The organism is Brevibacillus choshinensis (assembly GCF_001420695.1).
In the GTDB taxonomy this organism is placed as follows: domain Bacteria; phylum Bacillota; class Bacilli; order Brevibacillales; family Brevibacillaceae; genus Brevibacillus; species Brevibacillus choshinensis.
In genome coordinates this window covers 1,594,813-1,618,903 of record NZ_LJJB01000007.1, presented here as the reverse complement: position 1 = coordinate 1,618,903, position 24,091 = coordinate 1,594,813, and the positions used below count along the sequence as shown (strand labels likewise).

The window sequence follows — 24,091 nt, the reverse complement described above, 5'->3', positions numbered from 1 at the left end:
ATATTTTCATTTCCGAGATATATGCCTATCATAAACAAGCGAATATTGGAAATCAACACAATTATCAAATATAAACACTTTCAATCATACACGTCATTTCTGTATGTGTTTCACGTGTTTCGTGTATTGTTTTTTGATAAAGTAATAAAAGCAATAGATTAACGAGCAAACAACCAATCCGAGTGGAGATTCTCAATCAAGAACAACGTTGTTCTACCTCGTTGAAAAAGCACCAAATGCCTCTGTTCACTCAAAACATAATCACGAGACTCTTCTCTTAAGTTGATCATTGATCTGCCTAATAAAAATTACGTCTTAGAGGGACCCAAAATGCAAACGGCAGCCTCTGCATAGAACAAGAAGTGAAACCCAACGACCTCCTCTACAACTTTCAATAATCCACTCCCTTCAAAAACATTGCTTACGGCTTTGCAGGGGTGTACGTTGTGTGTAGATTCCATTTTTTCAGCTCAAAACACTTCTCTCGAATATTTGTTGTCGCCAGAATTATATGCCTGCGCAAATAAATAGTAATAAGCATATTTATTAAGTAACTGATTACGAGTATGATAATAGTTAAAAAAAGAAAGAGGCTATCATATGGATTCAACATTCTCTCCGAGAAAAACAACGAAAACTAAAACCATTGTCATCAATGCACTTTTCATCGCATTTACCCTCGCAGCCACAATGTTCATCAACATAAGGCTCCCAATAATGGGGAACGGAGGACTAATCCACCTGGGTAACGTACCTCTTTTTATAGCAGCCTTTGTGTTCGGTAAAAGAACTGGAGCCATAGCAGGTGCCTTTGGAATGGGCCTCTTCGATCTTATCTCTGGTTGGACAGCATGGGCACCGTTTACATTCATCATCGTAGGTACAATGGGCTATTTAGCAGGCCTCATATCCGAAAAGATACCTGGCAAAAGAGTACTTGTATACACACTGGCAATTGCCGTTGCACTGATTATCAAAATCGTAGGCTACTACTTTGTTGAAGTTATCCTTTACAGTAACTGGATACAGCCACTCGGCTCCATCCCCGGAAACGTTCTTCAGGTCGTAGTAGCGGGTATCATTGTATTGCCACTTGCAGAACGCTTAAAGAAAATTGCTAATCAAATATAGTGCCCCCCCGAAAGACACCCATTGTCTGAGTTTTAGACTGGATTGAGTAGGAGACCGGCTCCAAAAAAGAAGCAGCGGCAGACTAAGGACTTGAAAATAAAGTCATAGACTGCCGCTGCTGTTATTAAGCTGTCGTTCTCCGTTAGTTTCGTAACGTTTTAGATTTTTACAAAGGTATTCGTTTCTTCAATTAGATCACTCAGCTCACACAAAGACTTCTCCAAATGCTCCCGATCCTCTGTGATTAGACTGATTATATTATTTACTCTCTTGGCGTATTGCCTTGGAGCCATTCGAAATGAATCTGCAATTGCAACAGCCCCTTTTTCGTTCATCAAGTAGCATTCGTTAAGTGCGAACAAAACCTGATTCAAACAAGATAACGACCGAAAACAACATCCTGCGATGTACGCTACATCTATTTTATACATTCCCTTTCTCCCTGTCTCAAGTGCAAAAGTTGCTTCCCAAAAAAACTTTAGAATCGTTGCCTTTTTCAATTCAGCTGGATACGGATTCGTTCTTGTCTTCATTTCTCTGATAATACCAGAAGGATCCCATAACACTTTGCATAACGCGATCTCCGAGAAATAAATGGAGTTGATAAATCCATGCGGATGCCCAGGCTGGTAGTCAACGGTAATTTCCCCCGAGTGACATTGCTGCATCACAGTAGATACTTTATTCAGATCGCGATATAGAAAATCAACAGGATAATGATTAACAACAAGCCAGCCACCACCATTAATCCATGGCCCCCAGCCACCGATTTCCGTTACTACGTTAAGTCTACCAGTATCATCCATATCGGTAGCAACCTTTTGAAGCCCCTGAATATCTAATCCATATCTGGAATCATAATAAATCCCAATATCAATATCTGAATTCTCATTATGACTCCCTCTGGCTCTTGAACCGCCAAGAACGATAGCTCTTACGCCGTTTATTTGCTTTAGACTGTTAACAAGTTTGGAAATAGTATTTTCAAGTTCCATAAACCCTCCGCGGTTGACTAATATATTTCCCATATTAACGGAAGCCTGTTAACTTACAAAGAGAAAGTATTCTTTAATCTATCCTGCCGACTCCCCATACAAATTAGAATATCGTATTGTTGCCTTTCTGCGTTTCGCAATTAGCCTTTCGCTCGACAAATAAAGTGGATAAATTAGGGAGGTTGCTATACAAATGAACCAATCAAACGAAATAAAGCTCGATTTGTCTCTCGTGAAACGATTGATCGCCGGGCAATTTCCACAATGGGTAGACCTTCCCATAAAGCCAGTAGAATCTGCCGGGACTGACAACGTAATTTATCGGCTTGGTGAGGATATGACTGTGCGATTACCCCGCGTCGAATGGGCTATTGGACAGGTGGAGAAGGAACAACGGTGGCTACCGAAACTCGCCTCGCTTTTACCGCTTCCCATCCCTTCCCCGCTCGCGATGGGGATGCCCGCTGATGGCTACCCCTGGCACTGGTCTGTCTATCGTTGGGTCGAGGGCAAGAACGCAACAATTGGTCGTATTGACGATCCTGGCCAAACAGCGACAGCACTGGCTCAATTCATATCAGCCCTGCAGCGGATTGATCCTACTGGCGGACCGCCCCCTGGGCCGCACAATTCTCACCGCGGCGTGCCACTAGCAATGCGTGACGCCCCTGTTCGCGCCGCGATTGCGAACCTGCACAACACGATCGATACCCAAGCGGCAACCTTAGCGTGGGAAGCAGCCCTCCAAGCACCTGAGTGGCACGGCTCAGCCGTCTGGCTCCACGGTGATCTGCATCCAGGGAACCTGCTGGTCAAACAAGGTCGGCTTTGCGCCGTCATCGATTTCGGTACTCTAGGCGTTGGCGATCCTGCATGCGATTTGATGGTGGCGTGGACACTCCTCTCCACTGATACCCGTAATGCATTTCGCTTGGCGCTGCCAGTCGACGAAGCAACCTGGGAGCGAGGCCGTGGCTGGGCACTTTCCTTCGGGCTCATCGCCTTTGCCTACTACCTATCCACCAACCCTGTACTAGCCAGAATATCCCGACACGCAATCGATGAAGTTCTCGCCGATTACAAGACCAGCACTTGACGATCAACCCCCCCTCCAATGGAGCGGGGCTTTTAGACTGTTGCATGCATTTCCATTCCAATTCCTCAGTTCACTCGCGGGAAAGTCAACGTATATTCAGTCCCTACTCCCAGCTCGCTCGTAATCTCAATTTTGCCACTCATCTTTTTAATAATTCCAAAAGAAACCATGGTACCGAGGCCAGTTCCTTTTTCCTTCGTAGAGTAATAAGGGGTGCCCAATCTTTTGATTTGCTCAGGCGTCATCCCGATTCCGTTATCTCGGATGATGATGACTGCCTGACCGTTCTTACAAGCAGCCTGCATCTCCAAAACCCCTCCATCAGGCAAGGCTTCGATGGCGTTTTTGCCGATGTTAATTAAGGCTTGCCGGAATTTATACCGATCTCCCACCACTCGCAGCTGCTGATGATCTTCCGGTAGGATTCTGTTGATTTGAATATTGTTGTAATTGGCATACGTCATGAGGACATTTGATAAGTAGTTGATCTCGTCATTAATGGTGATCGTTTCAATGATCTCTGGGTCAGGCTTTGCGAGTGAGAGATAGTCCGTAATAATGAGCTGTGCTCGGTCCAATTCTTCCAGACAAATTTTTTGATAAAACTCTCTCTTTTGTTTGTCTAGATCGTCGGTACCAAACAGTTGAATGAAGCCTCTTACGGTCGTTAGCGGATTGCGGATCTCATGGGCTACAGCAGCAGCCATCTCACTCACGATCTTTGATTTCTCGCTCTTGATCATCTCTTCTTGCATGTGGAAATAGGTATTGAGAAATTCAATCAGATACACCCATACACCAATAATCAACGCTTGTAACAAGTAAGTCTCTATCATAGTAACCGGTTGATAAAATAATATCTCAAGCTGATGTGTCAGGGAGAGATACACGCCAAATATGATCAATTTAATCGAGGTACACAAAAGAATGGCCATCAAAATCTTTTGATACAGCTTTCGTGAATGATATCCCCTCTGCAGAAAGAGAACGAAGGCAAAGCTCGGTATGACAGAAAGCAGATAAATCAGCGGATAAGGACTTTCCATTGCAAAACGATAAAGTGCAACTGTCACATACAAGAACAGCGAAACGATCGGTCCCCCGTAGAGCGAACCGAGTACCAGGGGAATCGAACGAAAGTCATAAACGAGTCCATGCAAATTGACAGGAAAGGACATCGCCAGGACAAGCGCGATTGCAAAGAGGATATACAGTAAGAATTTGTACAGTACGTCTCTGTTTTGAGCTTTGTATTTATAAATATAGGGATAAAAGAGTAACGGGGAAAAGATGATGAAGATGTTTAGTAGAAAATCTTTGAAGTAGCTAAACATAGATGCCCCCCTGAATAAATACGCACAAGAGTCAGTATCGACCTACTCAGGCATATTTTAACACTTTTAAAAAAATGAGGACAACGATAAAAAATTGTTTCAACCCCCAAAATGGTAAAGACCCGACAAGTTGATCATCGGTTCCATACCTTGTTTACCGACGCAATTGCAAACATCCAGGTCGTGCTGGGAACAACGAGTTCCTACATGATTGAAAGACGCCTGCAAAGATGCGGAAATGGCATTGACCAGGGAAGAATGGTTCCACATCTACAATGCGGCTGCCAAACTGATTCCGTAGTCCAAGGTACATACGAGCCATTGCAGCAAAAAAACGAAGGTCGCCTTTTAGGACCTTCGTTTTTGGTGTTTTTGTCTTTAGATTTTCCGTTTGTATTTAAACATGTCTTTGATTTCCTTGTAGGTACGAAAAGGCTTGCTCATCACACGATAAGGTAGTGAAAACAGGAAATGAGGTAAGTTGTCCCCTGCCTCATTTTTGAAGCGTTTGGGTTTGCTAAAAACGCGTTCCATATAATTCAAGTACAGCTCTCTTTGTATTTCTGATCCGCGCGAATGCGATTTTTCACATTCCACACAACGAATCTGATACAGGATGTTATCTACGTAAGTCACTTCATGGACAGTATCATCCATGCATGTGTCACAGAACAGGGTAGCTCTCATTCTATCCTCTTTCACTTATACTCACCTCCTTCGCCTTTTCCAACAGAACTTCAGCCAGATATTCGTCTATGATCAACTTATCGAAATAGTTGCCTTGCAAACTGGCCCAGACCGCGTCCAGCTTATTGCTCCCGGAAACGACACCCACGACCGTTGGAATGTGCCTCAGTTCGTCCAGCTCAATTCCGATTACGCGATTATTCAGATCGTTATGGATGGGTTTACCCGTTTTATCGATAAATCGAGAACTGATATCCCCAACCGCTTTGCCTTCCTCCAATTGACGCAAATCCTCTTCCTTCAGATATCCCATCTCTGTCATGGTCGATTCATATGGATTGCCGATCCCGACGATGGCGAGCTCTACGTGCCGCGCTTCCTCCAGAATCGAGCGAATGTCCGGTGAGTCTATCAACTGTCTTTTTAGTTCCATGGAATCCGCGATAGCGGGAGCATAAAGAAACTCACAACTTCCGCCGAGTTTTTTCGAAAATTCATAGGCGAGCTGGTTGGAGTGAATTTCGATCCGGTGACGGCCGATCCCGCCTACCAGTGGGTATACTTTCATCTTATGATGTCTCTCAAATGGGTATTCATTAACGAGATGGTATAGTGTTGTCCCCCATGAGATTCCGATCTTCCGTTTATTGCGAATCCACTTGGGCAGGTACTGGGCAGCTGCTTTGGCCACTTGTTGTTTGATCAGTTCTTCATTTTTGTTCCCGTATGATGGGACCACAATGACCTCATCCAGACGTAGTGCCGCTTCTAGTTGCTGCTCCAGCTCCACCATGCTCACCGTCTCATCACGGATGTAAATCTCCACGATGCCTGTATCCTTGGCGCGCTGCAGCATCTTTGAAATCACCGGTCGGGAAACCCCGAGCTTTTTGGCGATCTCTGCCTGTGTGAGTCCATTCAAGTAGTATAATTTTGCGACTCGTACCAATTCGCGTTTTTCTGTCCAGTTATCCATATGTATCCCTCATTAAAAACGTTACTATACTCTTCTACTTACATATTATAACAGATTTTCTCCTCTTTTTAGAAAGGAAAGAGGAAGACAAATTCATGCCTTCCTCCCGACCTATTTACTTCCAGTTGTCCATGTGCTCACGTAAGCGCACGATAGTGGTTTGTTCCGTAAATTCAACGTCCTCTAAGGTAATGATGGCACCTTGCTCCACATCTTTTATCAAGCGGATGTGCGGTCCAATCAAGCCGATAGGCAGTGCATTGAACTTTCGTTTTTCTGTCGCTGACACAATTTTGCCATAAGCAGAGAATCCACCGATGCCGTCCATTGCTTCTCCGGCTTTCAACTGCTTCTTCGCTACCGCTACTGTCTCGGCTACCATTCCGTAGTAAGGTGCGATCGTGGCCTCCTGTTGTAAATAAGCTCGTGCAATCGACAAGGGCGTCTCCAAACTAGTCAGATGATACGGACGATACAGGACATAATGAGGACCCTGACCCATCTTGAGATATTTCATGGTGTCGTGTACTTCTTGCATCGAGGATGAAATGATCGCGAAAACACCTGGTGCAACACCGTCCACATAATCTACAATCTGTGTGCGATTCAACATGCCGCCCTTTTCTGTAAGCGAGAATAGGCCAGGCAGCTCTGCCAATTGTGCTTTTCGCCCATGCATTCCGGGTATATCTGGGACAAATCCGGTAGCATTGGCGACTGCCGTCATTTCCACCATCGTTTTGGTGCCATCCTGAAACGATGCGAGCATTTTAGGGCTCGCTCCTTTCAGTGCAGCTTCCGCGCGTGCTGTGTCTGGATTGGCATGTACGTTCAGGGCATTGTTTTTCCCTTTTCCCAGTGCGATGATCTCAAAGCCCAATGCGTCTGCAAAGTCGTGAAGCTCCATAATGGCTCCGGGTTCATCCCCTGCCGATCCCGTATAGACGACACCTGCTTCATCTGCCTGCTGTTTCAGTAGTGGCCCGATCGTTACATCTGCTTCGACATTCAACATGACGATATGCTTTTTATGGCGAATCGCTTCCCAAGCAACCTTGGCACCGATTTCTGGCATGCCAGTCGCATCGACGATAACATCGACATTCGTTAGTTGAGGTATCAACTCGGCATCAGTCGTCACGACGGAATGACCGGACGCGATTGCTTTATCCGCTTTGTCGAGGTCTTGCGTCTCCGTGATCCGGTTGTCAGGCACCCCTGCCTTGCGATAAGCAGCTTTGACATTCTCAGGGAACAAATCAGCCGTGATCACCACGGACATCCCTTTCATTCCTTCGATTTGTGAGATCAGTCCCCGACCCATTTGGCCAGCGCCGACCAGACCCACACGAATGCAGCCTCCCTCTTTCTCTAAAGCTGCCAGTCGTCTATTGAATCCCAACATGGTGTCTCTCCCTCTCTTTTGTATAGTAGGTGTTGTGATTTACGGACGGAAGAAGGCGACTTTGACCCCAATCTCCAAGGAAGGGAGAGTAGCGTCTTCGACATGGATCATGCCAGGTAGCTGCGGGGCAGCACATCCATCCGCTTTCACAGTGCAATGACCAATGGTTTGTAGAGTTTCGTTCGCTTTTTCTCCTACAGATGTGACCCGTAATTGCAAGTCGCCTATCTGGAGGATATCGCCTGGCTCAATGCTCTGGGATTGCTCGGATTTGGTGTGCAGAACGGCAATGTCATGTAGTTCTTCCGGAGCGTCTTCATTGAATAGGATCAACGTATTTTCTTTGAGAAAGTCTGGAACCATATCTCCGATGGAAACAATCGTGCTGTTAAACAAGGTGTTCATGTGTACCCTCCTGATTTTGAATTACTCCGTGTAAAGTCCGATGCTTGCCACGTATGCGATGATGACCGCGATCGGTCCTGTGATCTGGCGAGACATGAGAACGGCAGGTACGCCCACTTCAATCGTCTCTGGTTTGGCTTCTCCGAGTGTCAGTCCCACTGGAACGAAGTCGCACCCTACCTGAGGGTTGATGGCGAATAGAGCAGGCAAAGCAAGTTGCGGCGGGATCGTACCACGGCCGATTTCCACACCTACCAGCACACCTACGACCTGGGCAATGACAGCGCCCGGACCCAGCAACGGGGACAAGAATGGAAGTGCGCAGACGATGGAGATGATCAGAAGACCGATCACATTCCCTGCCAGCGGCTTGATGACGTTTGCCAAGATATCGCCAATCCCCGTGAACAGGATGATCCCGATCAGCGTGCTGACGAAAGCCATAAATGGCAGAATATTGCGCAGTACTTGATCAACCGTGTCGCGACCTGCTTGATAGAAGGTTCCGACTACGCCTCCCATCAAACGACCGATTTTTTCAATGAAGCTGGCTTTTCTAGGGGGTTGATTTCCCTGCATGCTCGCTACTTTGGCGCGTGCTTCTGCTTTAAGCTCTTGTGCCGATTTTTTTTGTTGATCACCCGCTGTGTTTACGGCGGCCGACGCTACTTCATTCATCAGATCGACATTGTTCACTTTTACGCCAGAAACAAAATTGGTTTCTTTAATAAAGTTGATCAACGGTCCGGAAGGCGACGCTGCCATTACGTCTACTGTCAAAACTCCGAGCTTGGGATAAACGCCGCAGCGAGCCGTTCCGCCGCAGTCAATGATGACGCATGCCATTTCGTCAGGCTCCACTTTGTTGGTAAAGCCATCTACTGCGATCCCGCCTGTCAGCTCAGCAATCCGCGCTGCTACAGGGTGGATGCCTCCGCCTGTAATCGAGGCGATATATGGTTTGTCATCAGTGGGCAGGATCGTAAGTGGTCCTCCCCAGCCACTGGACGATTTTGTTACTTGCACCGCACGATAGTTGCTCATCCTATGTCTCCCCTTTTCGCTTCCTTATGCCGCAGCTTGCGCTTCGCGGCGTTTCATCATCATTTTGGTGATGTATTCCGTAACGATGCCGCGAATCAAGATGACGACGATCGCGACCAAGAAGTAACGAATAGCGAGTGGACCGAGAGACAGACCAAGCTGTGTGATTCCGGTGGCAATACCCATGTACACGAAGAGTTCAGAAGCATTCGCGTGTGGGAATAACCCGGTAATCGGATGACAAAATGATACTGCCGAATCGTAGAAGGCAGGTTTTTGGTGCTCAGGCAAGAATTTACCGAAAGTATAAGCCATTGGATTGGTCAGGAAAAACATGGATAAGATCGGGAAGATAGTATAGCGCAAAATGATATTGCCCGTGCATTTGGCTGCGAAGCGCTCGATGCGTTCTTCTCCGACGAATTTAATGAAGGCGTTTACAGCAGTGATCAAGCAAATCAACGTAGGAATAATACCCGTCACCAAACCTACAAAGGTCTTACCCCCCTCTTGAAACATGCCAATGAAGCCTTCTGCAAGATGAACAAAAAAGTCCATTTACTCTTACCTCCCCTATAAAATGATACAAAAAAAACCAGATGGTCATCCATCTGGCCCGCGGCCCAACATTGTTTTATCCAATTTGTTCTTGATCGTTCTGATGTTGTTTGGCCTGCGCGGCCCGAATCTGATCAATCGCCATCCGCAAGGCAGTCTGGACCGGATGCTTCAGATGCTGCGACGCGCTTTCATACAAGCTGTCGATCGTCTTTCCAATCGGCTCATCGTATGGACGAAAGCGAGAAAATACACTAATCCCAGACATTCGCGCACATTGCGTCACGTTCCCTTGCACATTCGTTACCAGAATGATAACGGCACCGACTCCAAAACGACGTTTGTTCACTCCGACTCCCAGGTATCCGTTTGGTTGCCGCTGCATCTCTCGCAACTTCTGGTAGTAGTGGCGGGATTGCAGTTGAGTGAAGACAACCTGTAGTACCCAAAGCCCCGCAAACAGCAGAACAACGTACCCCCAAGAAGCCAAGTGATCACCTCCTTTTACAAATGTTCTTACTACTTACAATTGTAAATTGAAAACGTTTTCATGTCAAACGGAATCTTATATTAGGAGTGGATCCCTTTCCCTAACCATTTCGCCGCAGCCTCCATCAGACTCTCAGAAACGGTTGGGTGTGGATAAATCATGTCCGCCACATCGTCAACGGTTGCCTCCAAGCTCAAAAATGCCGTGCCAGCTGCAATCATTTCCGTGACATGAGGTCCTACCATCACGATCCCCAACACTTCGCCGTAGGTCTCTTCCGCAATGAGCTTGGTAAATCCGCCACTTTCATCAGAGGTCAACGCCTTGCCATTTCCGCTGTGTTGGTAGACGCTGGTTTTCACAGCATAGCCACGTGCTTTCGCCTCTTCTTCACTCAAGCCTACACTCGATATTTCTGGATGCGTATAGATGCAGCGAGGTACCGCTCTGTCATTCACTTTTTGTCGACCCCCGGCTGCATTGATGGCTGCCGTCAGTCCTTCTGCACTTGCAGCATGAGCGAGCTGCCATCCCCCGATTACATCGCCAGCAGCAAAAATTCCTTGGACGCTAGTCTCAAGAAACTCATCTACTTTGACAAAGGGACCGTTCATCTCCAAAGGTAACTGGGTAAATGCTGATCCATTCGGCCTGCGCCCCACTGCAACGAGTAAGGCTTCACACGAAACTGTTTGGGTGCTTCCTTTCGAATCCTCTGCGTGAACCTTGATGCCCTCGCTGTTTTTGCTTACCGAAGTGACTTTTAAGCCGGTACCCAAGGAGACGCCTTTACTGCGCAGTGATTTGGTCAATGCGTTTGATGCATCCCCATCTTCCAGTGGAATGAGTCGATCAGCCATCTCGACGATACTCACCTTCGTACCCAAGCTTGCAAAAATGCAGGCGAATTCCACACCAATGAAGCCTCCGCCGAGAATCGCGATGGATTCCGGCACCTGTTCGATATCAAATATCGTATCACTTGTATAAAAAGGCACATCCGCTAAACCCGGAATGGGAGGAACTGCAGGAGTAGACCCAGTGGCCAGAATGATAGACTTGGCCTGTATGGTTTGATATTCTGCTCCGAGTCGAACGCGAATACTTTTGTCCGCGTTCACTTCACCATAGCCTTGGAGTAAATCAATCTTTCCTGCCTTCAATAAGGATGTGATGCCCGTACGTAGACGTGTGATGACTTGATTTTTACGGGCCATCATCTTCTCCAGAGAAAAAGAGACTTCGCCTGTCTCTATCCCCCAGCTGGATGCCTTCCGAATTTGATCGAGGACACCTGCACTTTGGAGTAATGCTTTGGACGGAATGCAGCCCCGGTTCAGGCAGGTTCCTCCCACATGGTCTGCTTCGATCAGGGCAACTCGCTTCCCTTCCTTGGAAGCGCGGATAGCTGCCACATACCCTGCCGGCCCCCCGCCAATAACCGCTATATCGTATGTTTGCATGGTTGTTTGCTCCTCCTTTTACGCCAGCAGATGGTAGGGTGATTCCAGCAATTCTTTGATCTCCTGTAAGAATGCTGCCGCAGGTGCCCCGTCCATGACACGATGGTCAAATGACAAGGAAAGTGACATCATTGGTCTTAGAACGATCTGTCCATTTACACCTACTGGCTTTTCATGGATTCTTCCCACTCCAAGAATGGCGCTCTCTGGCTGATTGATAATGGGCGTGAACACATCGATCGCATACATACCGAGATTGCTGATCGTAAACGTGCCACCGCGCATATCATCCGGAAGCAAACGTCCATCACGAGCCAGGCCAGCCACTCGCTTTGTCTCGGTAGTCAAATCAGCGAGCCCTTTTCGATCCGCTTGTTTTATGACTGGTACGAGCAATCCGTCCGTCACAGCAACTGCCAAGCCAACATTTATGGTTTCGTGAAGCTCAATCACATCATCTTTGAGCGACGCGTTTACTTTCGGATGGCGAGATAATGCCGTTGCAACTGCCTTCATGATAATTTCCGTGTAGGATAGACGATGTCCGGTCATTTTCTCAATGGTAGGCAGAAGAGTTGATCGCACTTCCATTACTTGACTCATATCTGCTTCTGTTGAGAGAGTCACGTGTGGAGCGGTGTTAGCACTCACTGCCATTCGCTCTGCAATAACCTTGCGCATGCCTTCTACCTTCACTTTTCGGCTACGCGGTTCTGTCGTAGTTTCAGGTTGGGTGGAAATTGGCTTGGCAGAACGTGCTGCAACTGCCTGCTCAATATCTACCTTCTGGACGCGACCGTTAGGGCCAGTACCGTTCACTAGACTTAGATCAATTTCGTTATCTTTGGCGATTCGGCGAGCGACAGGGGTGGCTCTTATTTTTTGGCCTACAGACTCCCTTTCTCGCGTCTCGTGATTCTCTTTTTGTTCGTTTTGTACCTCTGTTGCTTCCGTACTCGAATGAGGCTCTGCTGAAGGAGCGATATCGGGTACAACCTCGCTCGCTTCCCCTACGTATCCAATCACTTGATTGACTGGTACCACTTGATCCGGGCCATAGTAAATTTTCAGGAGAGTTCCCGTTGAGTACGATTCTACTTCGATGTTGATCTTATCTGTCAGCACTTCCAGCAGGACGTCACCTTCTCGGACGAGGTCCCCTTCCTGCTTGAACCATTGGATGACTGTCCCCGTTTCCATGGTCATACTAAGTTTTGGCATAAATACGGCGGTTGCCATGATGTTCGACCCCTCCTATGTCAGCGGCGGAAAACCGTATCTTTTACCGCTTGGATGATATCTTGTTCTTGTGGAATGGCAGCTTTTTCAAGGACGGGATTGTAAGGAATCGGCACCGATTTGCCACCTAAGCGCTTGATGGGGGCATCCAAATAGTCAAAGGCTTCGCTCTCTGCGATCAGGCTTGCGATTTCCCCACCGAACCCTCCACGCTTTACCGCCTCGTGAACGACGACGACTCGTCCTGTCTTTTTCACAGATTCGACGATCGTCTCAATGTCCAGAGGAACCAACGTGCGCGGATCAATAATTTCGACGCTGATCCCTTCCTTCTCCAATTCGACAGCAGCTTGTAACGCCTTGTGTACCATGATCGCTGTGGCCACGATCGTGACATCCGTACCTGCACGCTTGATATCTGCTTTCCCGATCGGCAAGCTGTACGACTCCTCAGGTACATGACCTTTTGTCCGATAAAGTAGCTTGTGTTCATAAAAGATCACGGGATTATCATCGTCTATCGCTGCTTTCAGCAATCCTTTTGCATCATAAGCGGTGGACGGCTGGATGACTTTCAGACCCGGAATGTGCGCCATCCATGCTTCCAAGCTCTGCGAATGCTGTGCGGCTGCTCCGGTACCTGACCCAGATGGTGTGCGCAGTACGAGTGGCACTTTACCTTTTCCACCAAACATATATCGGTTTTTAGCCGCCTGGTTTACGATCTGATCCGTCGCAATCGTGATGAAATCGGAAAATTGCAGTTCCACAATGGGCCGCATACCCGTCATAGCTGCCCCAACCGCAGCGCCCGCGATTGCTGCTTCCGAGATTGGCGTATTTCGTACGCGTTCTTTTCCGAATTCCTCTAGCATCCCGCGAGTAACCCCAAACGCCCCTCCGTACAAACCAATATCCTCACCCATGATGAACACGTCTTCATTGACGCGCATTTCCTGGCTCATGCATTCTCGGACCGCTTCCAAATAAGTAAGCTCTCGTGGCGTTGACACGTAACTTCCCTCCCTCTCCTATGCGTAGACGTCTTCTTCTAGAATTTCGAGCGGTGGCATCGGGCTTTCCTCAGCAAACTTGACCGCGTTTTCAATTTCTTGCCGTGCATCTGCTTCTAGCTGTGCTGCTTCCTGCTCGCTAACAATCCCTTCGCTGATCAGGACTCGTCTCATCCGCTCGATTGGGTCGCGATTGTTGCGCCATTCCATTTCTTCATCACGTGTGCGGTATTTCTTCGCATCACTCTTGGAGTGCCCTTTCCAGCGATAGGTTTTCGCTTCGATGAGCGTTGGGCCTTCTCCACGTCGTGCGCGTTCCACCGCTTCATGGGTCACGTTCATCATGGCAAAAATATCATTACCGTCTACCACGTTTCCAGGTATGCCATACGCCCCTGCGCGATCCGCGATGTTGGCTACTTTCACCATGTCTTTGACTGGGCCTGACATGCCATATTGGTTATTTTCGCAAATGAAAACGACAGGAAGATTCCAAATCGCCGCCATATTGACTGCTTCGTGAAAGCTGCCTTCATTGGAGGCTCCATCGCCGAAAAAGCACAAGGTCACGTAGCCTAGCTTTTTCATCTGAGAAGTAAGGGCTGATCCGACAGCGATCGGAATCCCCCCGCCAACAATGCCATTCGCACCCAGGTTGCCTTTTTCCACATCGGCAATATGCATCGATCCGCCTTTACCGCGGCAATATCCGGTTTCACGGCCGAATAGCTCTGCCATCATGCGGTTGGCTTCTGCACCCTTGGCGATGCAATGACCATGCCCGCGATGGGTGCTCGTGATCTTGTCACGGTCTTCCAGAACCGCAATGGCACCTGCTGCGGACGCTTCCTGTCCCACACACAGGTGGGTCGTACCGTGGATCAGTCCTTTGGCAAAAAACTCATCTACTTTCTCATCGAAAAAACGAATCAACCACATTTGATGAAACAGCTCCACCAGCTTTTTCTCTGTGATCATGGGCGGAACTTTTACGTTGGTAATCAAAGTCCTCTCCTCCTCGGATGTCAAGAATCAAAAGGCTTGTATCATGCAAAAACGGATCAGATGGAGGGATCATTCCCCCACCTGACCCGTGGTCCAAGCGTCGGTAAATCGTATCGATGTTATTGGTTAGCAGCTGTTTGCTTTTGATCCCGCTCGTATTCTTCACGCGACATCTTGGTAACCGAGATGATGAAAACCTCGTCTTTTCCTTCGCAAACCAGCTTTTCGTGTTCAAACAGTTTGTATACCTTCGCTCCGGGAGTTATCTTTTCCATGGGCTTCATGCAGGTCACCTCCGGATGATTTTACATTTGTTCTATATCGTTACATTTGTAATTCATTATAAATATTCTGATTACCGAGTCAAGGGGCAAATGTTTATTCTTCCCCAAACTTTCTTTCAATTAACGAGGATAAGGTATCGATTGCTTCGGCTTCATCCGGGCCAACTGCCTTCAGGGTGAGAACAGTCCCCATAGTTGCAGCCAACGATAAAACATTGATGATGCTCTTCGCATTCGCGACTTTTGTGCCTACCAAGATGGTGATTTCCGACTTGAAACGAGCAGCCAATTTGACAAACTCAGATGCGGGACGAGCGTGAAGTCCGGATTTATTTAGAATGGTCACTTGTTTTTCCATGGGAATCCTCCTCGATTACATTTCAAGTTCCATGAATGCCTGTAAATCAGGCGGTTCATTCGCCTCTTCATGTTCATGTAAAAAGTGGTAAAGCTCTTCGACTGCCGTCTGGCATGTCTCGGTAATGGCCAGCATGAACACATGACTAACAAAGTATCCAGCTTCCCATTCCATTGGCTGGGCTAGATTGGCAATCGCAATACCTGGTCGGATCGTTTGCGTGGTATCGGCATGAGGGATGGCAGCTCCAAACAGGCATGTGTTCCCCATTTTTTCGCGTTCCCATACTTTGTTTACGAAATCCGACTCAACAAAACCGTGTTCTCTCAGCCGCAGGGCAAGGCACTCAATGACTTCTTCCTTCGTCGATATTTCCAGGTTTTCGCAGACCAATTCCGGGTATAATAGATCGCGCAATCCATGCGAACGGGGCACCAACGATGGTTGGAGCGTCCCGTTGGCCACAAGTAACAGTCGTTTCATAAAACTAATGCCGGATTCGTCTACAATCTCTTTTATGGAAATAAAAGGGATGCCATCCAGCATGGGATTCACGGTACCGACAACTGCAAAAATATGGTACTTCTCCAACCATTCCTTGTACTGCTTCCGTATCGACAGTGAGCTTGCGGTCAAAATAGTGACTTGCTCAACGGTCGCCTCCAGCTTCTCTTGTAAAAGCTGATCCAAGCGTTTGGCTGCACCTTTACCCGTGATACAAATGGTGACGATCGCGACTGGTTTGGGTGCGAACGACTGGACGGAATGGAGTGCTTTTACAGGCAAGTGTCTCATCTGGTTCACAATCTGCTCCAATGATTCACTCGAATAGAGACATTTTCGCATGACTTCGATGACGAGAGTGGTCGTCACATTGGGCAGGACCTGCACACGTACACCGCTTCTTCTCTCCCATTCCTGTTCACTCAGCAGATTGCTCCCCATGTCGGCCAGCAAAATGACCCCTTCTCCTTGATCCACTTGCTGGATCATCGCGCAAATCCGCTCGACAGCCACATCCTGATCATCGTTCCAATACAGCTCGACAGCGAGCGCATGCTTTCGTTCAAACAAGCGGGTAGCGACGTCGACCATGCTTTTTGCTACCAGCCCGTAGGAGGTGACGACCACGCCAATCATTGGTTTTGGCTCAGTATAGATCGAGCACTGCTTTACGTACATGGCGAGAATAGACACTTCTTTTACTGGGAGCTCCACTCCATAACTGGTCTGGATCACCTTTGCCATTTCCAGTGCAACTTTGAATTCCATCGACTCGTGATCGGTCTCGATCATGCTATCCATTTCTTTCGTATCCGGCCAGCGATCCAACAATCCATGTAAATGAATGGCGAGTGCATAGGAAATTCGCTGATAATCCAACGTCATATGACGCTCCGCGATCCAGAGCATTTGTTCGACAGCTTGAACTACCTGATCCCCGACCAGCTTCACCAGCTGCTGCAATCGCAGCGAGCGCTTTTCATGCTCACCAGTAGACGGCTCCATCCGTGTATCTAGTTCTTTGTTTACGATCAGCTCTATCAATTCTTCGCTTTGGCCTTGATTTCTGAGATTTTGGTAACGTTCTACCACCCAGTCGTAGAGATGCTGTGGAGAGTCTTCTACTATTTCTGTCCCCCCCAGATCGGAGTGTTGGCCGGGGATAAACAGAAATTGGTTTTTCTTTAGCATCGGCAACTCTGGTGCCAGACCGGTTGATTGCTGATGACTGGCGATGTGAACAGGCAAATCATATCGATCGACTTGAACAGAGGTCTTCTCTTCCTGATGAATCGTTTTTAAAAAGGCTTTCGCCAACAGCACACGAATATCGCTGTGCAGCTGCCCCATGTTTGCTGGGCATTCGTACGTCAACAGGGAGGCGATCACTTCCTTTTGGACCACAACCTCTCTGCCAATTCGGTCGGTCTCTTCATTCAAAAAGTGAAAAATCAGAGATAATCTTTCCTGTTGCGTCCATTCGGAGAGGGAGGGCAGCTCAATGGTCATCGGAATCCGTCTACGCAATGTTAGCAGCAAGCTAGATTCCGGGCTTTCGGTCGTAGCACCGACGATCAGAATGGTCGCCTTCTGTTGGAATTGGACCTCTCCTAATCGCCGATACACGCCTTTGTCGATCAGATAAAAGAGATTTTCTTGTCCTTCCGGTGGCAAACGATGAATTTCGTCCAAAAACAAGATTCCCCCGTCTGCCTGATCCACTAAACCGAGCTTATCTTGCTGAGCGCCTGTAAAAGCTCCCTTTACATACCCAAACAGCTGGGAGAGCAACAGCTGTGGATTCTTGGCGTAATCGGCGCAGTTAAAAATAACAAAAGGTGCATTCTTCTTCATCACCTGCTGTTCAACTGCGAACTGGTACATCGCCTCTGCCATTCTGCTCTTGCCTACACCCGTAGCTCCAAAAAAGAGAGTATGCAGTCCATGCGGCGGATAGAGTACCGCTGCTTGCGCTTGTTGAATAGCCGCTTTCAGCGTACTCTTTGCTCCAATCAAGCTGGCGAACGTGACTGCTTGATTGACCTTGCGCGTTTTTTGGCGCGCACGATCATCCTTGTTTGGAGTAGCTGTGTCTGAGAACGCTTCCATTTTGCTTCGTAATTGATGAACCATAAAACGGGAGACGTCATAACCACGTTCATTCAAGCGACTCGTTAGCTCTCGGCTTGTCATGTTTGGTGTAGGCTGTAAAAGGCTCTCCATCTCCTTGAGCAAGAGAGGCTGCCGTCTTTTTCGTGAATCGGGAATCTGGAGTTTGTGCCGGAGCAGGGTTACCTCATCTCGTCGGATCCCCATTTGACGTGCGATCTGCTCATCGGTATACGGAACTTTTTTATCCTCTTGATCAATGATCTGCTTGATGTGTTCCTCCATAACATCCCCCCACAATCTATTACAAGCAAGTATCGTACCAATTTGGCTAGTCGACTGTTTGCCTTCTATATCAGTCTACATTTTCTACCGTATCACAAATTCGAATGCAAATCAGAATATTCTGTGGCAGATTTTGTGCAAGTCTTTCCACATTTTATTCCTTTTCATTGACGATCATTATCTGAAAATATATGATACAAGTATTCAAATCCTTTGGATCATGGGTCAGGGAGGCTTTTCCCTGGCCTTTTTTACATGCTTTTTTCCATATTTCACTGGAGGGATACGATGATAATAGGTATTGCAGCCTCACCCGGATATGCAGCAGAACGCGTTTTTGTACTCAAACAAACGGAGTTAGTCATTCCTCGCGAGAAGATTGCTGCCGACCTGGTAGAACAAGAACAACAAAAGCTGCGCGAAGCTCTTGCCCAAGTCAAAGAGGAAATCGCCGTCACCAGAGAGGATGTCAGGCAGCGATTAGGTGAACATGAGTGCGCGATCTTCGACTCCCACCTCATGATTCTGGAAGACCCTACTCTCGTACAGGAGATGGACAACGAAATCATCGAGGAGAACAAGAATGCCACATGGGCGGCACACCATGTCTTTTCAGGACATACTGCATTCTTCGAGCAACTGGACGACGAGTATCTACGGGAACGCGCCGCTGACTTCAAGGACCTGCGAGATAAAATAGCTAGACGCATGCTAGGCATCATAGATTCTTCACTCGATCAAATCAAACGACCCGTCATCATCGTTACACACGATTTGACACCTTCTCAGACGGCACGACTAAATCCAGAGTGGATCAAAGGAATTGTTACGGAGATTGGCGGTACTACCAGTCACTCCGCTATCTTGGCACGTACGCTGCAAATCCCTGCTGTCGTGGGTTGTGGCAAGATTCTGGGTGACATCACAGATGATACGACTCTTGCCTTGGATGGTAATACGGGTGAGCTGTATCTCCATCCAGATGCTGAACGAATCACTCGCTACCACCGTTTGCAACGGGAATATGTAGAAGAACTAGCAAATTTGCGAGATGCTGCGCACGCCCCTGCTCTCACGTCGGACGGTAAAAGAATTGAAGTAGCCGGCAACATCGGTACACCTGAGGATTGTAAATCCGTACTCGCAAACGGCGGAGATGGGATTGGACTATTTCGTTCGGAGTTTCTTTTCCTGGAACGGAAACAAATGCCAAGCGAGGACGAACAATTTGAAGCATACGCGGCGGTTGCGCGTGAAATGGCAGGACGTCCAGTCATTATTCGCACCATGGACATCGGGGGAGACAAACAGCTGCCTTACCTGCAGATGGAGCCGGAAGAGAATCCTTTTCTCGGGTTTCGCGCGATTCGCTTGTGTCTAGCTGAAAAAGAGATGTTTTTGACGCAGCTGCGGGCGATTCTTCGAGCCTCTACTTATGGCAATGTCAAAGTGATGTTCCCAATGATCGCAATTGTCGAAGAGCTTCTGGAGGCAAAAGCATTATGGGAGCTTGCCAAAGAGCAGCTCGCAGCCAGACAAACACCTTTCGCTGAACAAATAGAGACAGGAATTATGATTGAGGTCCCTTCTGCTGCGCTGATTGCCGATCAACTGGCTCCACATGTTGACTTTTTCAGCATCGGTTCTAATGACTTGATCCAATACACGTTTGCAGCTGACCGCATGAATCAAAAAGTAGGCTATCTTTACAACCCTGGTCATCCTGCTATCCTCCGTTTGATCGACAAAGTCGTGCAGGATGCGCATGCACATGGCAAATGGGTCGGGGTCTGCGGTGAAATGGCGGGTGATCCACTTTATGCCAAAGAGCTGGTAGCACTCGGTGTCGACGAATTAAGCATGACCCCTACTTCTATTCCAAAAATGAAGCAGGAGATTAAGGGGATGGTTGTTCACAGTAATTAAAGAGTTAAGAGCATAGATAAAGCTAGCGGCAGCATAGTGGTCTAACCCCTGTCAAGTAGACAGATATGAAAAAGGCATATTAAGCAACCTTAGTTCGGTAGTCGACCGGACTAAGGTTGTTTAATTTCTTTTGAAGACGTTTGTGGTTATAAAAATGAATGTAACGATGAATCCGTTCAAGCACTTGATGTACTTGTTCGAGCAACTCCCGCAGCTTCCCGATCCGAAAAATCCAGAAGCGCTGGACAGCTTGCTACCTTGGTCGTCGTCGCTACCACTGACTTGTCGCATGTTCAAATCCTGAGTACAGCATAGAACAGCCCTCAACTTGATGACAAGGTGGGGGCTGTTTGACTCTTATTACACAATCATAATAAGAGCAAAGCTAAGAACAAAGCTGACACTTTACCGTGTCGGCTTTTATTAATTCAAAGAATGTAACCACCAAAACATAATTGACTAGTTACTGGGATGAAATTACAATGTAACTATCCAAAAATAGATGGGTGGTTATAAGATGCGCGTTACAAATCAAAGGTTCGGCAGAGAATTTTGGGCGTTATGGATGGCCACGGCACTATCCAATCTGGGAGACGGGTTGTTCAAATTTGTTCTTCCTCTCTTGGCAGTGAGACTTACCGATTCCCCCGTTTTAGTCGCAGGCGTTTCGTCTGCGCTGACCCTACCTTGGTTACTCTTCGCTCTACCGGTTGGCGTGGTCGTCGATCGTCTGGATCGAAAGCGAATCATGGTCGTTGTTAATCTCATACGGACGGCTGCCGTTGGATCTCTGGCTTTTGCCCAACAGTTTGATTGGCTGACGGTATTTGTTTTGGGTTTTCTGGCGTTTTTGGTCGGGACATGCGAAACGGTATCCGATACTACGTCCGGGGCACTCGTGCCTTCCGTCGTTAACCATGACCGATTAGAGCAGGCAAATGCACGCATTATCAGCGCGGAAACAATCATGAACAGTTTTATTGGTGGGCCGCTGGGAGGGTATCTTCTAACGATTGGTCTTCTCCTGCCGGCGGTTGGCAGTGCCGCTTCTTTCCTCGCGGCAGCAGTTGCCCTGCTTCTAATGCGTGGACATTTTACAGTCGAACGGAAGCAACCGGCAGGATGTTTCGGAAGGCGTTCGCTTTTTATGGGCTAACCGTCTTCTCCGCACGCTTGCCGTTATGGTTGCGGTTATGGCGTCCTGCTGGAGCGCGTTTTTTTCTGTTCTGGTGCTCTATGCGGTAGCGCCGGGGCCGCTTGGTTTACAAGAGTTCCAGTACGGCTTGCTGTTAACCGCTTTGGCTGCGGGAAGTGTCGCCGGATCTTTGCTGGTGTCTCCTCTTCAGCGATTGTTTGGACGGGGGATATTGCTTGGGCTGGACATTATCGGTACCTTTGCAATGTTGTTCGTGCCAGGAGTCTGGGCAAATGTTTGGCTGGTGAGTGCCGCGATGTTTCTCGCAGGAATGGGCGGGACAACATGGGTGGTGGCTGTCAATTCGATTCGCCAACGGGTTGTACCCAATGAGTTGTTGGGGCGGGTCTATAGCGCCTACCGGCTGATTAGTTGGGGAACTTTACCTATAGGCGCGTTTATCGCAGGAATTGTAGCGGAGGTGGCAGGCCTGCAAGCTGTATTTATTGGAGGAGCAATCCTTAACTTATTTCTCGTTTTCCCCCTTATCAACGTTTTACGTGAAGAAAAACGGCAAACGGAGTCGGGAAGAAGTAATTCGTCGACGAATCTTGTACAATAAAAGCCAAATGAGAAGATAAAGTAATTTTTATTTTACATCGTCTATCGTTGGAAAATTATCTACAAATCCTTGGTCGATTGATTCCCACAGATATAAGGACACAATACTATAATATGGATGCCAATTTCCGGAAATATCCTCCATATATTTATTTTTTGGCCTATCTTCTAGTTGATATAACCATTTTGTTGCCCTTTGCAAACCGGCATCCCCTAGGGAAAGAACATTTAGTCGTCCTAACGAGAATATTAAGAACATTTCAGCTGTCCATCTTCCAATCCCTTTAACAGAAGTTAATAAATTTATTACTGCCTCGTTTTCAAGTAAATGAAAGCTTGTAAATGATATTTCGTTAGTATGGACTTTGTTACATAAATCAAAAATATACTCTATTTTTGCTCTGGACACCCCGGCATTTCTAAAATTTTCAATAGGTGTATGCAAGACTCTTTCTAGTGTTATCTCACCACAAAGCATTTTTACTCGTTGGCGGATTGTACTTGCTGCTTTTGCTGATAACTGTTGTCCAATAATAGACATGACCAGCGCTTCTAAATAATTTCCATTCGTCTTCAATGTAAGTGGGCCAATTTTGTTAATCAGTTTACAGATAGTACTATCTTGCGTACAAATTGATACTATAACTTTATGGGAGGGATGAAAGGTAATATGATTTTCCATGTGTCTAACTCCTTCTTTTTAAAAGTGATACGGATTCTCTGGAAACGGTATTCGACAACAAAAGAGCCATAACCTTCTACGACAAATGCCCGGTCCGGAGTGGGCCTCTACATCGGCGTCAATGTGGGCAATATGGTGGCCAAACGGTTATGCCACCTTCACATCCCTATCCATATTCGTGACCAGTTGCCCGAGATCATCGAAGTAACCGGCAAACGTTTTTCGACAACTGTTTTATCGGCTAAAGAGTATGCAGGTAATATCCATTCGGATAAAATGAAGATGTTTTATGACGATGAGGCGTTTGATTAAGTGTCTTTTCTGTTGTCACGTATATACTGTCACCAGAGCTAGGGCTCTCTGACAGTATTTTTTGCATAATGACGGAGACCAACAAGCTGATCGAACGTACGAACAGGTTAAACAGGTTGATTAAGCAGGAAAAACGAGCGATATAAAATGACCCCTATCCTTTCAAGGTGGGGACTATTTCACGCTTGCGGACATACAGTAGAAACAAATTTCAAACTAAAAAGCCTAATTTCTCATTTGAAGATCGATCTAATCTCATCACTGTTTAATAGCCTTTACAGCCGCGTAGTGTTAGCTTTTTTGTTCACAACAAAGGTTACAGGTATAATAATAAGAATGAACCCTACAAAATGATGGAGGTGTTTTGGATGAAAGCAAAGAGCTTTCTTGTTACCTTTTTATCCCTTGTGTTAACAACTGGAGTGCTTTATGCCATCGGTCATATGTTCACGATTCCCTTTTTCATGTTTCACCACGAGTTTACACATGACTCAAATGGATTCACCCTATCATCAGGCTCATTCGTACCTTTGCTCATCGGTTTGATTGTAAGTTTTTTTGCAGAAAAGATTTATGTGTATAAGTACCGACAAAAAATGGGTTGACGTGTTTCAGCGGTCTTCCCCAGTTTCGACCCTCCTCCGCTCCTTCCATGCAAGCACTCATATTTTCGGGACGAAACTCATTCAGACTTACGACGTACAAACTAGGAACCCCTTTGGCGAGGACTTGATTGTATGCTCATGATGACTGGACTGATATTCTCCATTTCCGCCCTGATCATAATCACGGTAGGAATGGCTGCCTACACTTTTTTGTAAAGAAAAAGACAATTGAACACTACTACACTCCGGTAGACCACATCTTCGGACAGACACCTGTCGTGCATCACGAAGAAAAAGTGGAGAAAAAAGAGAGGGAAGAGGGAGAAGGGGATGACAAAGATAAAAACTCGAAAAAAGGAAAAAACAGTAGTATGCAAATACGCAGAAACAGGTAAGCTCCTCTCCTCTTCCTCTTCTTAGCAGTGGCAT

The 24,091-nt window shown here is 47.1% G+C and carries 27 protein-coding genes; 9 read left to right on the top strand and 18 right to left on the bottom strand.

Going from position 1 to position 24,091, the window contains the following annotated elements:
* Positions 1–600 precede the first annotated feature (600 nt).
* A complete protein-coding gene (locus AN963_RS07775; RefSeq protein WP_055743926.1) occupies positions 601–1,131 on the top strand; it encodes an ECF transporter S component in 531 nt (176 codons plus the stop codon).
* A 158-nt stretch (positions 1,132–1,289) separates the two neighbouring features.
* Here AN963_RS07775 and AN963_RS07770 read toward each other — a convergent pair whose 3' ends face one another.
* Positions 1,290–2,126 carry a nucleotidyltransferase domain-containing protein gene (locus tag AN963_RS07770; RefSeq protein WP_055743925.1) on the bottom strand — a complete coding sequence of 279 codons (837 nt, stop codon included), beginning with the start codon at positions 2,124–2,126 and terminating at the stop codon, positions 1,290–1,292.
* Between the two features lie 193 nt (positions 2,127–2,319).
* Here AN963_RS07770 and AN963_RS07765 point away from each other — a divergent pair, with 193 nt between their 5' ends.
* On the top strand, positions 2,320–3,222 hold the full coding sequence (locus tag AN963_RS07765) for an aminoglycoside phosphotransferase family protein (RefSeq protein WP_055743924.1): 903 nt from the start codon (positions 2,320–2,322) through the stop codon (positions 3,220–3,222).
* Positions 3,223–3,287: 65 nt separating this feature from the next.
* Here AN963_RS07765 and AN963_RS07760 read toward each other — a convergent pair whose 3' ends face one another.
* The 15 genes from AN963_RS07760 to AN963_RS07695 form a co-directional block, all read right to left on the bottom strand.
* The gene (locus AN963_RS07760; protein ID WP_055743923.1) at positions 3,288–4,556 is read right to left on the bottom strand and encodes an ATP-binding protein; all 1,269 of its coding nucleotides are present in this window, start codon (positions 4,554–4,556) and stop codon (positions 3,288–3,290) included.
* A 378-nt stretch (positions 4,557–4,934) separates the two neighbouring features.
* Positions 4,935–5,258, bottom strand: a complete 324-nt coding sequence (locus AN963_RS07755; protein WP_083496817.1) for a hypothetical protein — start codon at positions 5,256–5,258, stop codon at positions 4,935–4,937.
* Positions 5,245–6,219: a sugar-binding transcriptional regulator gene (locus AN963_RS07750; protein WP_055743922.1), complete on the bottom strand. Its 975-nt coding sequence runs from the start codon at positions 6,217–6,219 to the stop codon at positions 5,245–5,247. Before AN963_RS07750 ends, AN963_RS07755 begins: the two co-directional genes overlap by 14 nt.
* A 115-nt stretch (positions 6,220–6,334) precedes the next feature.
* On the bottom strand, positions 6,335–7,624 hold the full coding sequence (locus AN963_RS07745) for an NAD(P)H-dependent oxidoreductase (RefSeq protein ID WP_055743921.1): 1,290 nt from the start codon (positions 7,622–7,624) through the stop codon (positions 6,335–6,337).
* Positions 7,625–7,663: 39 nt separating this feature from the next.
* Positions 7,664–8,029, bottom strand: a complete 366-nt coding sequence (locus AN963_RS07740) for a PTS glucitol/sorbitol transporter subunit IIA (protein WP_055743920.1) — start codon at positions 8,027–8,029, stop codon at positions 7,664–7,666.
* 21 nt (positions 8,030–8,050) lie between these two features.
* Positions 8,051–9,073 carry a PTS glucitol/sorbitol transporter subunit IIB gene (gene srlE, locus AN963_RS07735; RefSeq protein WP_055743919.1) on the bottom strand — a complete coding sequence of 341 codons (1,023 nt, stop codon included), beginning with the start codon at positions 9,071–9,073 and terminating at the stop codon, positions 8,051–8,053.
* Between the two features lie 24 nt (positions 9,074–9,097).
* The gene (gene srlA / locus AN963_RS07730) at positions 9,098–9,631 is read right to left on the bottom strand and encodes a PTS glucitol/sorbitol transporter subunit IIC (protein ID WP_055743918.1); all 534 of its coding nucleotides are present in this window, start codon (positions 9,629–9,631) and stop codon (positions 9,098–9,100) included.
* A 76-nt stretch (positions 9,632–9,707) separates the two neighbouring features.
* A complete protein-coding gene (locus tag AN963_RS07725; RefSeq protein WP_055743917.1) occupies positions 9,708–10,121 on the bottom strand; it encodes a transcriptional regulator GutM in 414 nt (137 codons plus the stop codon).
* A gap of 80 nt (positions 10,122–10,201) precedes the next feature.
* Complete coding sequence (gene lpdA / locus AN963_RS07720; RefSeq protein ID WP_055743916.1) at positions 10,202–11,584, bottom strand: dihydrolipoyl dehydrogenase; 1,383 nt, start codon at positions 11,582–11,584, stop codon at positions 10,202–10,204.
* A gap of 18 nt (positions 11,585–11,602) precedes the next feature.
* Positions 11,603–12,823 (bottom strand): dihydrolipoamide acetyltransferase family protein, encoded by a 1,221-nt coding sequence (locus AN963_RS07715; RefSeq protein ID WP_055743915.1) that lies wholly within the window; start codon positions 12,821–12,823, stop codon positions 11,603–11,605.
* A 20-nt stretch (positions 12,824–12,843) separates the two neighbouring features.
* A complete protein-coding gene (locus AN963_RS07710) occupies positions 12,844–13,836 on the bottom strand; it encodes an alpha-ketoacid dehydrogenase subunit beta (protein ID WP_083496816.1) in 993 nt (330 codons plus the stop codon).
* Between the two features lie 18 nt (positions 13,837–13,854).
* On the bottom strand, positions 13,855–14,841 hold the full coding sequence (locus AN963_RS07705; protein WP_083496815.1) for a thiamine pyrophosphate-dependent dehydrogenase E1 component subunit alpha: 987 nt from the start codon (positions 14,839–14,841) through the stop codon (positions 13,855–13,857).
* A 119-nt stretch (positions 14,842–14,960) separates the two neighbouring features.
* Entirely contained in the window at positions 14,961–15,125 is a 165-nt protein-coding gene (locus AN963_RS31445) for a hypothetical protein (RefSeq protein WP_169791910.1), read from the bottom strand.
* 94 nt (positions 15,126–15,219) lie between these two features.
* Positions 15,220–15,483 carry an HPr family phosphocarrier protein gene (locus AN963_RS07700; protein ID WP_055743914.1) on the bottom strand — a complete coding sequence of 88 codons (264 nt, stop codon included), beginning with the start codon at positions 15,481–15,483 and terminating at the stop codon, positions 15,220–15,222.
* 15 nt (positions 15,484–15,498) lie between these two features.
* The gene (locus AN963_RS07695; protein WP_055743913.1) at positions 15,499–18,381 is read right to left on the bottom strand and encodes a sigma 54-interacting transcriptional regulator; all 2,883 of its coding nucleotides are present in this window, start codon (positions 18,379–18,381) and stop codon (positions 15,499–15,501) included.
* 288 nt (positions 18,382–18,669) lie between these two features.
* On the opposite strand from AN963_RS07695, the gene ptsP reads away from it, so the two are divergent.
* Positions 18,670–20,307, top strand: a complete 1,638-nt coding sequence (ptsP, locus tag AN963_RS07690; RefSeq protein WP_055743912.1) for a phosphoenolpyruvate--protein phosphotransferase — start codon at positions 18,670–18,672, stop codon at positions 20,305–20,307.
* A gap of 79 nt (positions 20,308–20,386) precedes the next feature.
* Here the strand turns inward: ptsP and AN963_RS30140 are convergent, their stop codons facing one another.
* Entirely contained in the window at positions 20,387–20,491 is a 105-nt protein-coding gene (locus tag AN963_RS30140; RefSeq protein ID WP_161827256.1) for an IS3 family transposase, read from the bottom strand.
* Here AN963_RS30140 and AN963_RS31115 point away from each other — a divergent pair.
* The 3 genes from AN963_RS31115 to AN963_RS32230 all read left to right on the top strand — a co-directional run bounded on the left by AN963_RS31115 (position 20,462) and on the right by AN963_RS32230 (position 22,064).
* On the top strand, positions 20,462–20,611 hold the full coding sequence (locus tag AN963_RS31115; protein ID WP_169791898.1) for a hypothetical protein: 150 nt from the start codon (positions 20,462–20,464) through the stop codon (positions 20,609–20,611). The two genes, AN963_RS30140 and AN963_RS31115, sit on opposite strands and share 30 nt — an antisense overlap.
* 213 nt (positions 20,612–20,824) lie before the next feature.
* Complete coding sequence (locus AN963_RS32235; protein WP_055743911.1) at positions 20,825–21,463, top strand: MFS transporter; 639 nt, start codon at positions 20,825–20,827, stop codon at positions 21,461–21,463.
* A 25-nt stretch (positions 21,464–21,488) separates the two neighbouring features.
* The gene (locus AN963_RS32230; protein ID WP_269084388.1) at positions 21,489–22,064 is read left to right on the top strand and encodes an MFS transporter; all 576 of its coding nucleotides are present in this window, start codon (positions 21,489–21,491) and stop codon (positions 22,062–22,064) included.
* 27 nt (positions 22,065–22,091) lie between these two features.
* On the opposite strand, the gene AN963_RS07675 is transcribed toward AN963_RS32230, so the two are convergent.
* On the bottom strand, positions 22,092–22,745 hold the full coding sequence (locus tag AN963_RS07675) for a DNA-3-methyladenine glycosylase family protein (RefSeq protein WP_055743909.1): 654 nt from the start codon (positions 22,743–22,745) through the stop codon (positions 22,092–22,094).
* A gap of 132 nt (positions 22,746–22,877) precedes the next feature.
* Here AN963_RS07675 and AN963_RS07670 point away from each other — a divergent pair, with 132 nt between their 5' ends.
* The 3 genes from AN963_RS07670 (at position 22,878) to AN963_RS32480 (ending at position 24,057) form a co-directional block, all read left to right on the top strand.
* Positions 22,878–23,057 carry a nucleoside triphosphate pyrophosphohydrolase family protein gene (locus tag AN963_RS07670; protein WP_055743908.1) on the top strand — a complete coding sequence of 60 codons (180 nt, stop codon included), beginning with the start codon at positions 22,878–22,880 and terminating at the stop codon, positions 23,055–23,057.
* 368 nt (positions 23,058–23,425) lie between these two features.
* Positions 23,426–23,662, top strand: a complete 237-nt coding sequence (locus tag AN963_RS07665; protein ID WP_055743907.1) for a hypothetical protein — start codon at positions 23,426–23,428, stop codon at positions 23,660–23,662.
* A gap of 128 nt (positions 23,663–23,790) precedes the next feature.
* Positions 23,791–24,057: a DUF3951 domain-containing protein gene (locus AN963_RS32480; RefSeq protein ID WP_407922530.1), complete on the top strand. Its 267-nt coding sequence runs from the start codon at positions 23,791–23,793 to the stop codon at positions 24,055–24,057.
* Positions 24,058–24,091 lie beyond the last annotated feature (34 nt).

What these genes read in the sequence shown, in the direction of transcription:
- AN963_RS07775 (WP_055743926.1), top strand. Translation starts at nt 601, where the DNA reads ATGGATTCAACATTCTCTCCGAGAAAAACAACGAAAACTAAAACCATT.
- AN963_RS07770 (WP_055743925.1), bottom strand. Translation starts at nt 2,126, where the DNA reads ATGGAACTTGAAAATACTATTTCCAAACTTGTTAACAGTCTAAAGCAA.
- AN963_RS07765 (WP_055743924.1), top strand. Translation starts at nt 2,320, where the DNA reads ATGAACCAATCAAACGAAATAAAGCTCGATTTGTCTCTCGTGAAACGA.
- AN963_RS07760 (WP_055743923.1), bottom strand. Translation starts at nt 4,556, where the DNA reads ATGTTTAGCTACTTCAAAGATTTTCTACTAAACATCTTCATCATCTTT.
- AN963_RS07750 (WP_055743922.1), bottom strand. Translation starts at nt 6,219, where the DNA reads ATGGATAACTGGACAGAAAAACGCGAATTGGTACGAGTCGCAAAATTA.
- AN963_RS07745 (WP_055743921.1), bottom strand. Translation starts at nt 7,624, where the DNA reads ATGTTGGGATTCAATAGACGACTGGCAGCTTTAGAGAAAGAGGGAGGC.
- AN963_RS07740 (WP_055743920.1), bottom strand. Translation starts at nt 8,029, where the DNA reads ATGAACACCTTGTTTAACAGCACGATTGTTTCCATCGGAGATATGGTT.
- srlE (WP_055743919.1), bottom strand. Translation starts at nt 9,073, where the DNA reads ATGAGCAACTATCGTGCGGTGCAAGTAACAAAATCGTCCAGTGGCTGG.
- srlA (WP_055743918.1), bottom strand. Translation starts at nt 9,631, where the DNA reads ATGGACTTTTTTGTTCATCTTGCAGAAGGCTTCATTGGCATGTTTCAA.
- lpdA (WP_055743916.1), bottom strand. Translation starts at nt 11,584, where the DNA reads ATGCAAACATACGATATAGCGGTTATTGGCGGGGGGCCGGCAGGGTAT.
- AN963_RS07715 (WP_055743915.1), bottom strand. Translation starts at nt 12,823, where the DNA reads ATGGCAACCGCCGTATTTATGCCAAAACTTAGTATGACCATGGAAACG.
- AN963_RS31445 (WP_169791910.1), bottom strand. Translation starts at nt 15,125, where the DNA reads ATGAAGCCCATGGAAAAGATAACTCCCGGAGCGAAGGTATACAAACTG.
- AN963_RS07700 (WP_055743914.1), bottom strand. Translation starts at nt 15,483, where the DNA reads ATGGAAAAACAAGTGACCATTCTAAATAAATCCGGACTTCACGCTCGT.
- AN963_RS07695 (WP_055743913.1), bottom strand. Translation starts at nt 18,381, where the DNA reads ATGGAGGAACACATCAAGCAGATCATTGATCAAGAGGATAAAAAAGTT.
- ptsP (WP_055743912.1), top strand. Translation starts at nt 18,670, where the DNA reads ATGATAATAGGTATTGCAGCCTCACCCGGATATGCAGCAGAACGCGTT.
- AN963_RS31115 (WP_169791898.1), top strand. Translation starts at nt 20,462, where the DNA reads ATGAATGTAACGATGAATCCGTTCAAGCACTTGATGTACTTGTTCGAG.
- AN963_RS32235 (WP_055743911.1), top strand. Translation starts at nt 20,825, where the DNA reads ATGCGCGTTACAAATCAAAGGTTCGGCAGAGAATTTTGGGCGTTATGG.
- AN963_RS32230 (WP_269084388.1), top strand. Translation starts at nt 21,489, where the DNA reads ATGGTTGCGGTTATGGCGTCCTGCTGGAGCGCGTTTTTTTCTGTTCTG.
- AN963_RS07675 (WP_055743909.1), bottom strand. Translation starts at nt 22,745, where the DNA reads ATGGAAAATCATATTACCTTTCATCCCTCCCATAAAGTTATAGTATCA.
- AN963_RS07670 (WP_055743908.1), top strand. Translation starts at nt 22,878, where the DNA reads ATGGTGGCCAAACGGTTATGCCACCTTCACATCCCTATCCATATTCGT.
- AN963_RS07665 (WP_055743907.1), top strand. Translation starts at nt 23,426, where the DNA reads ATGAAAGCAAAGAGCTTTCTTGTTACCTTTTTATCCCTTGTGTTAACA.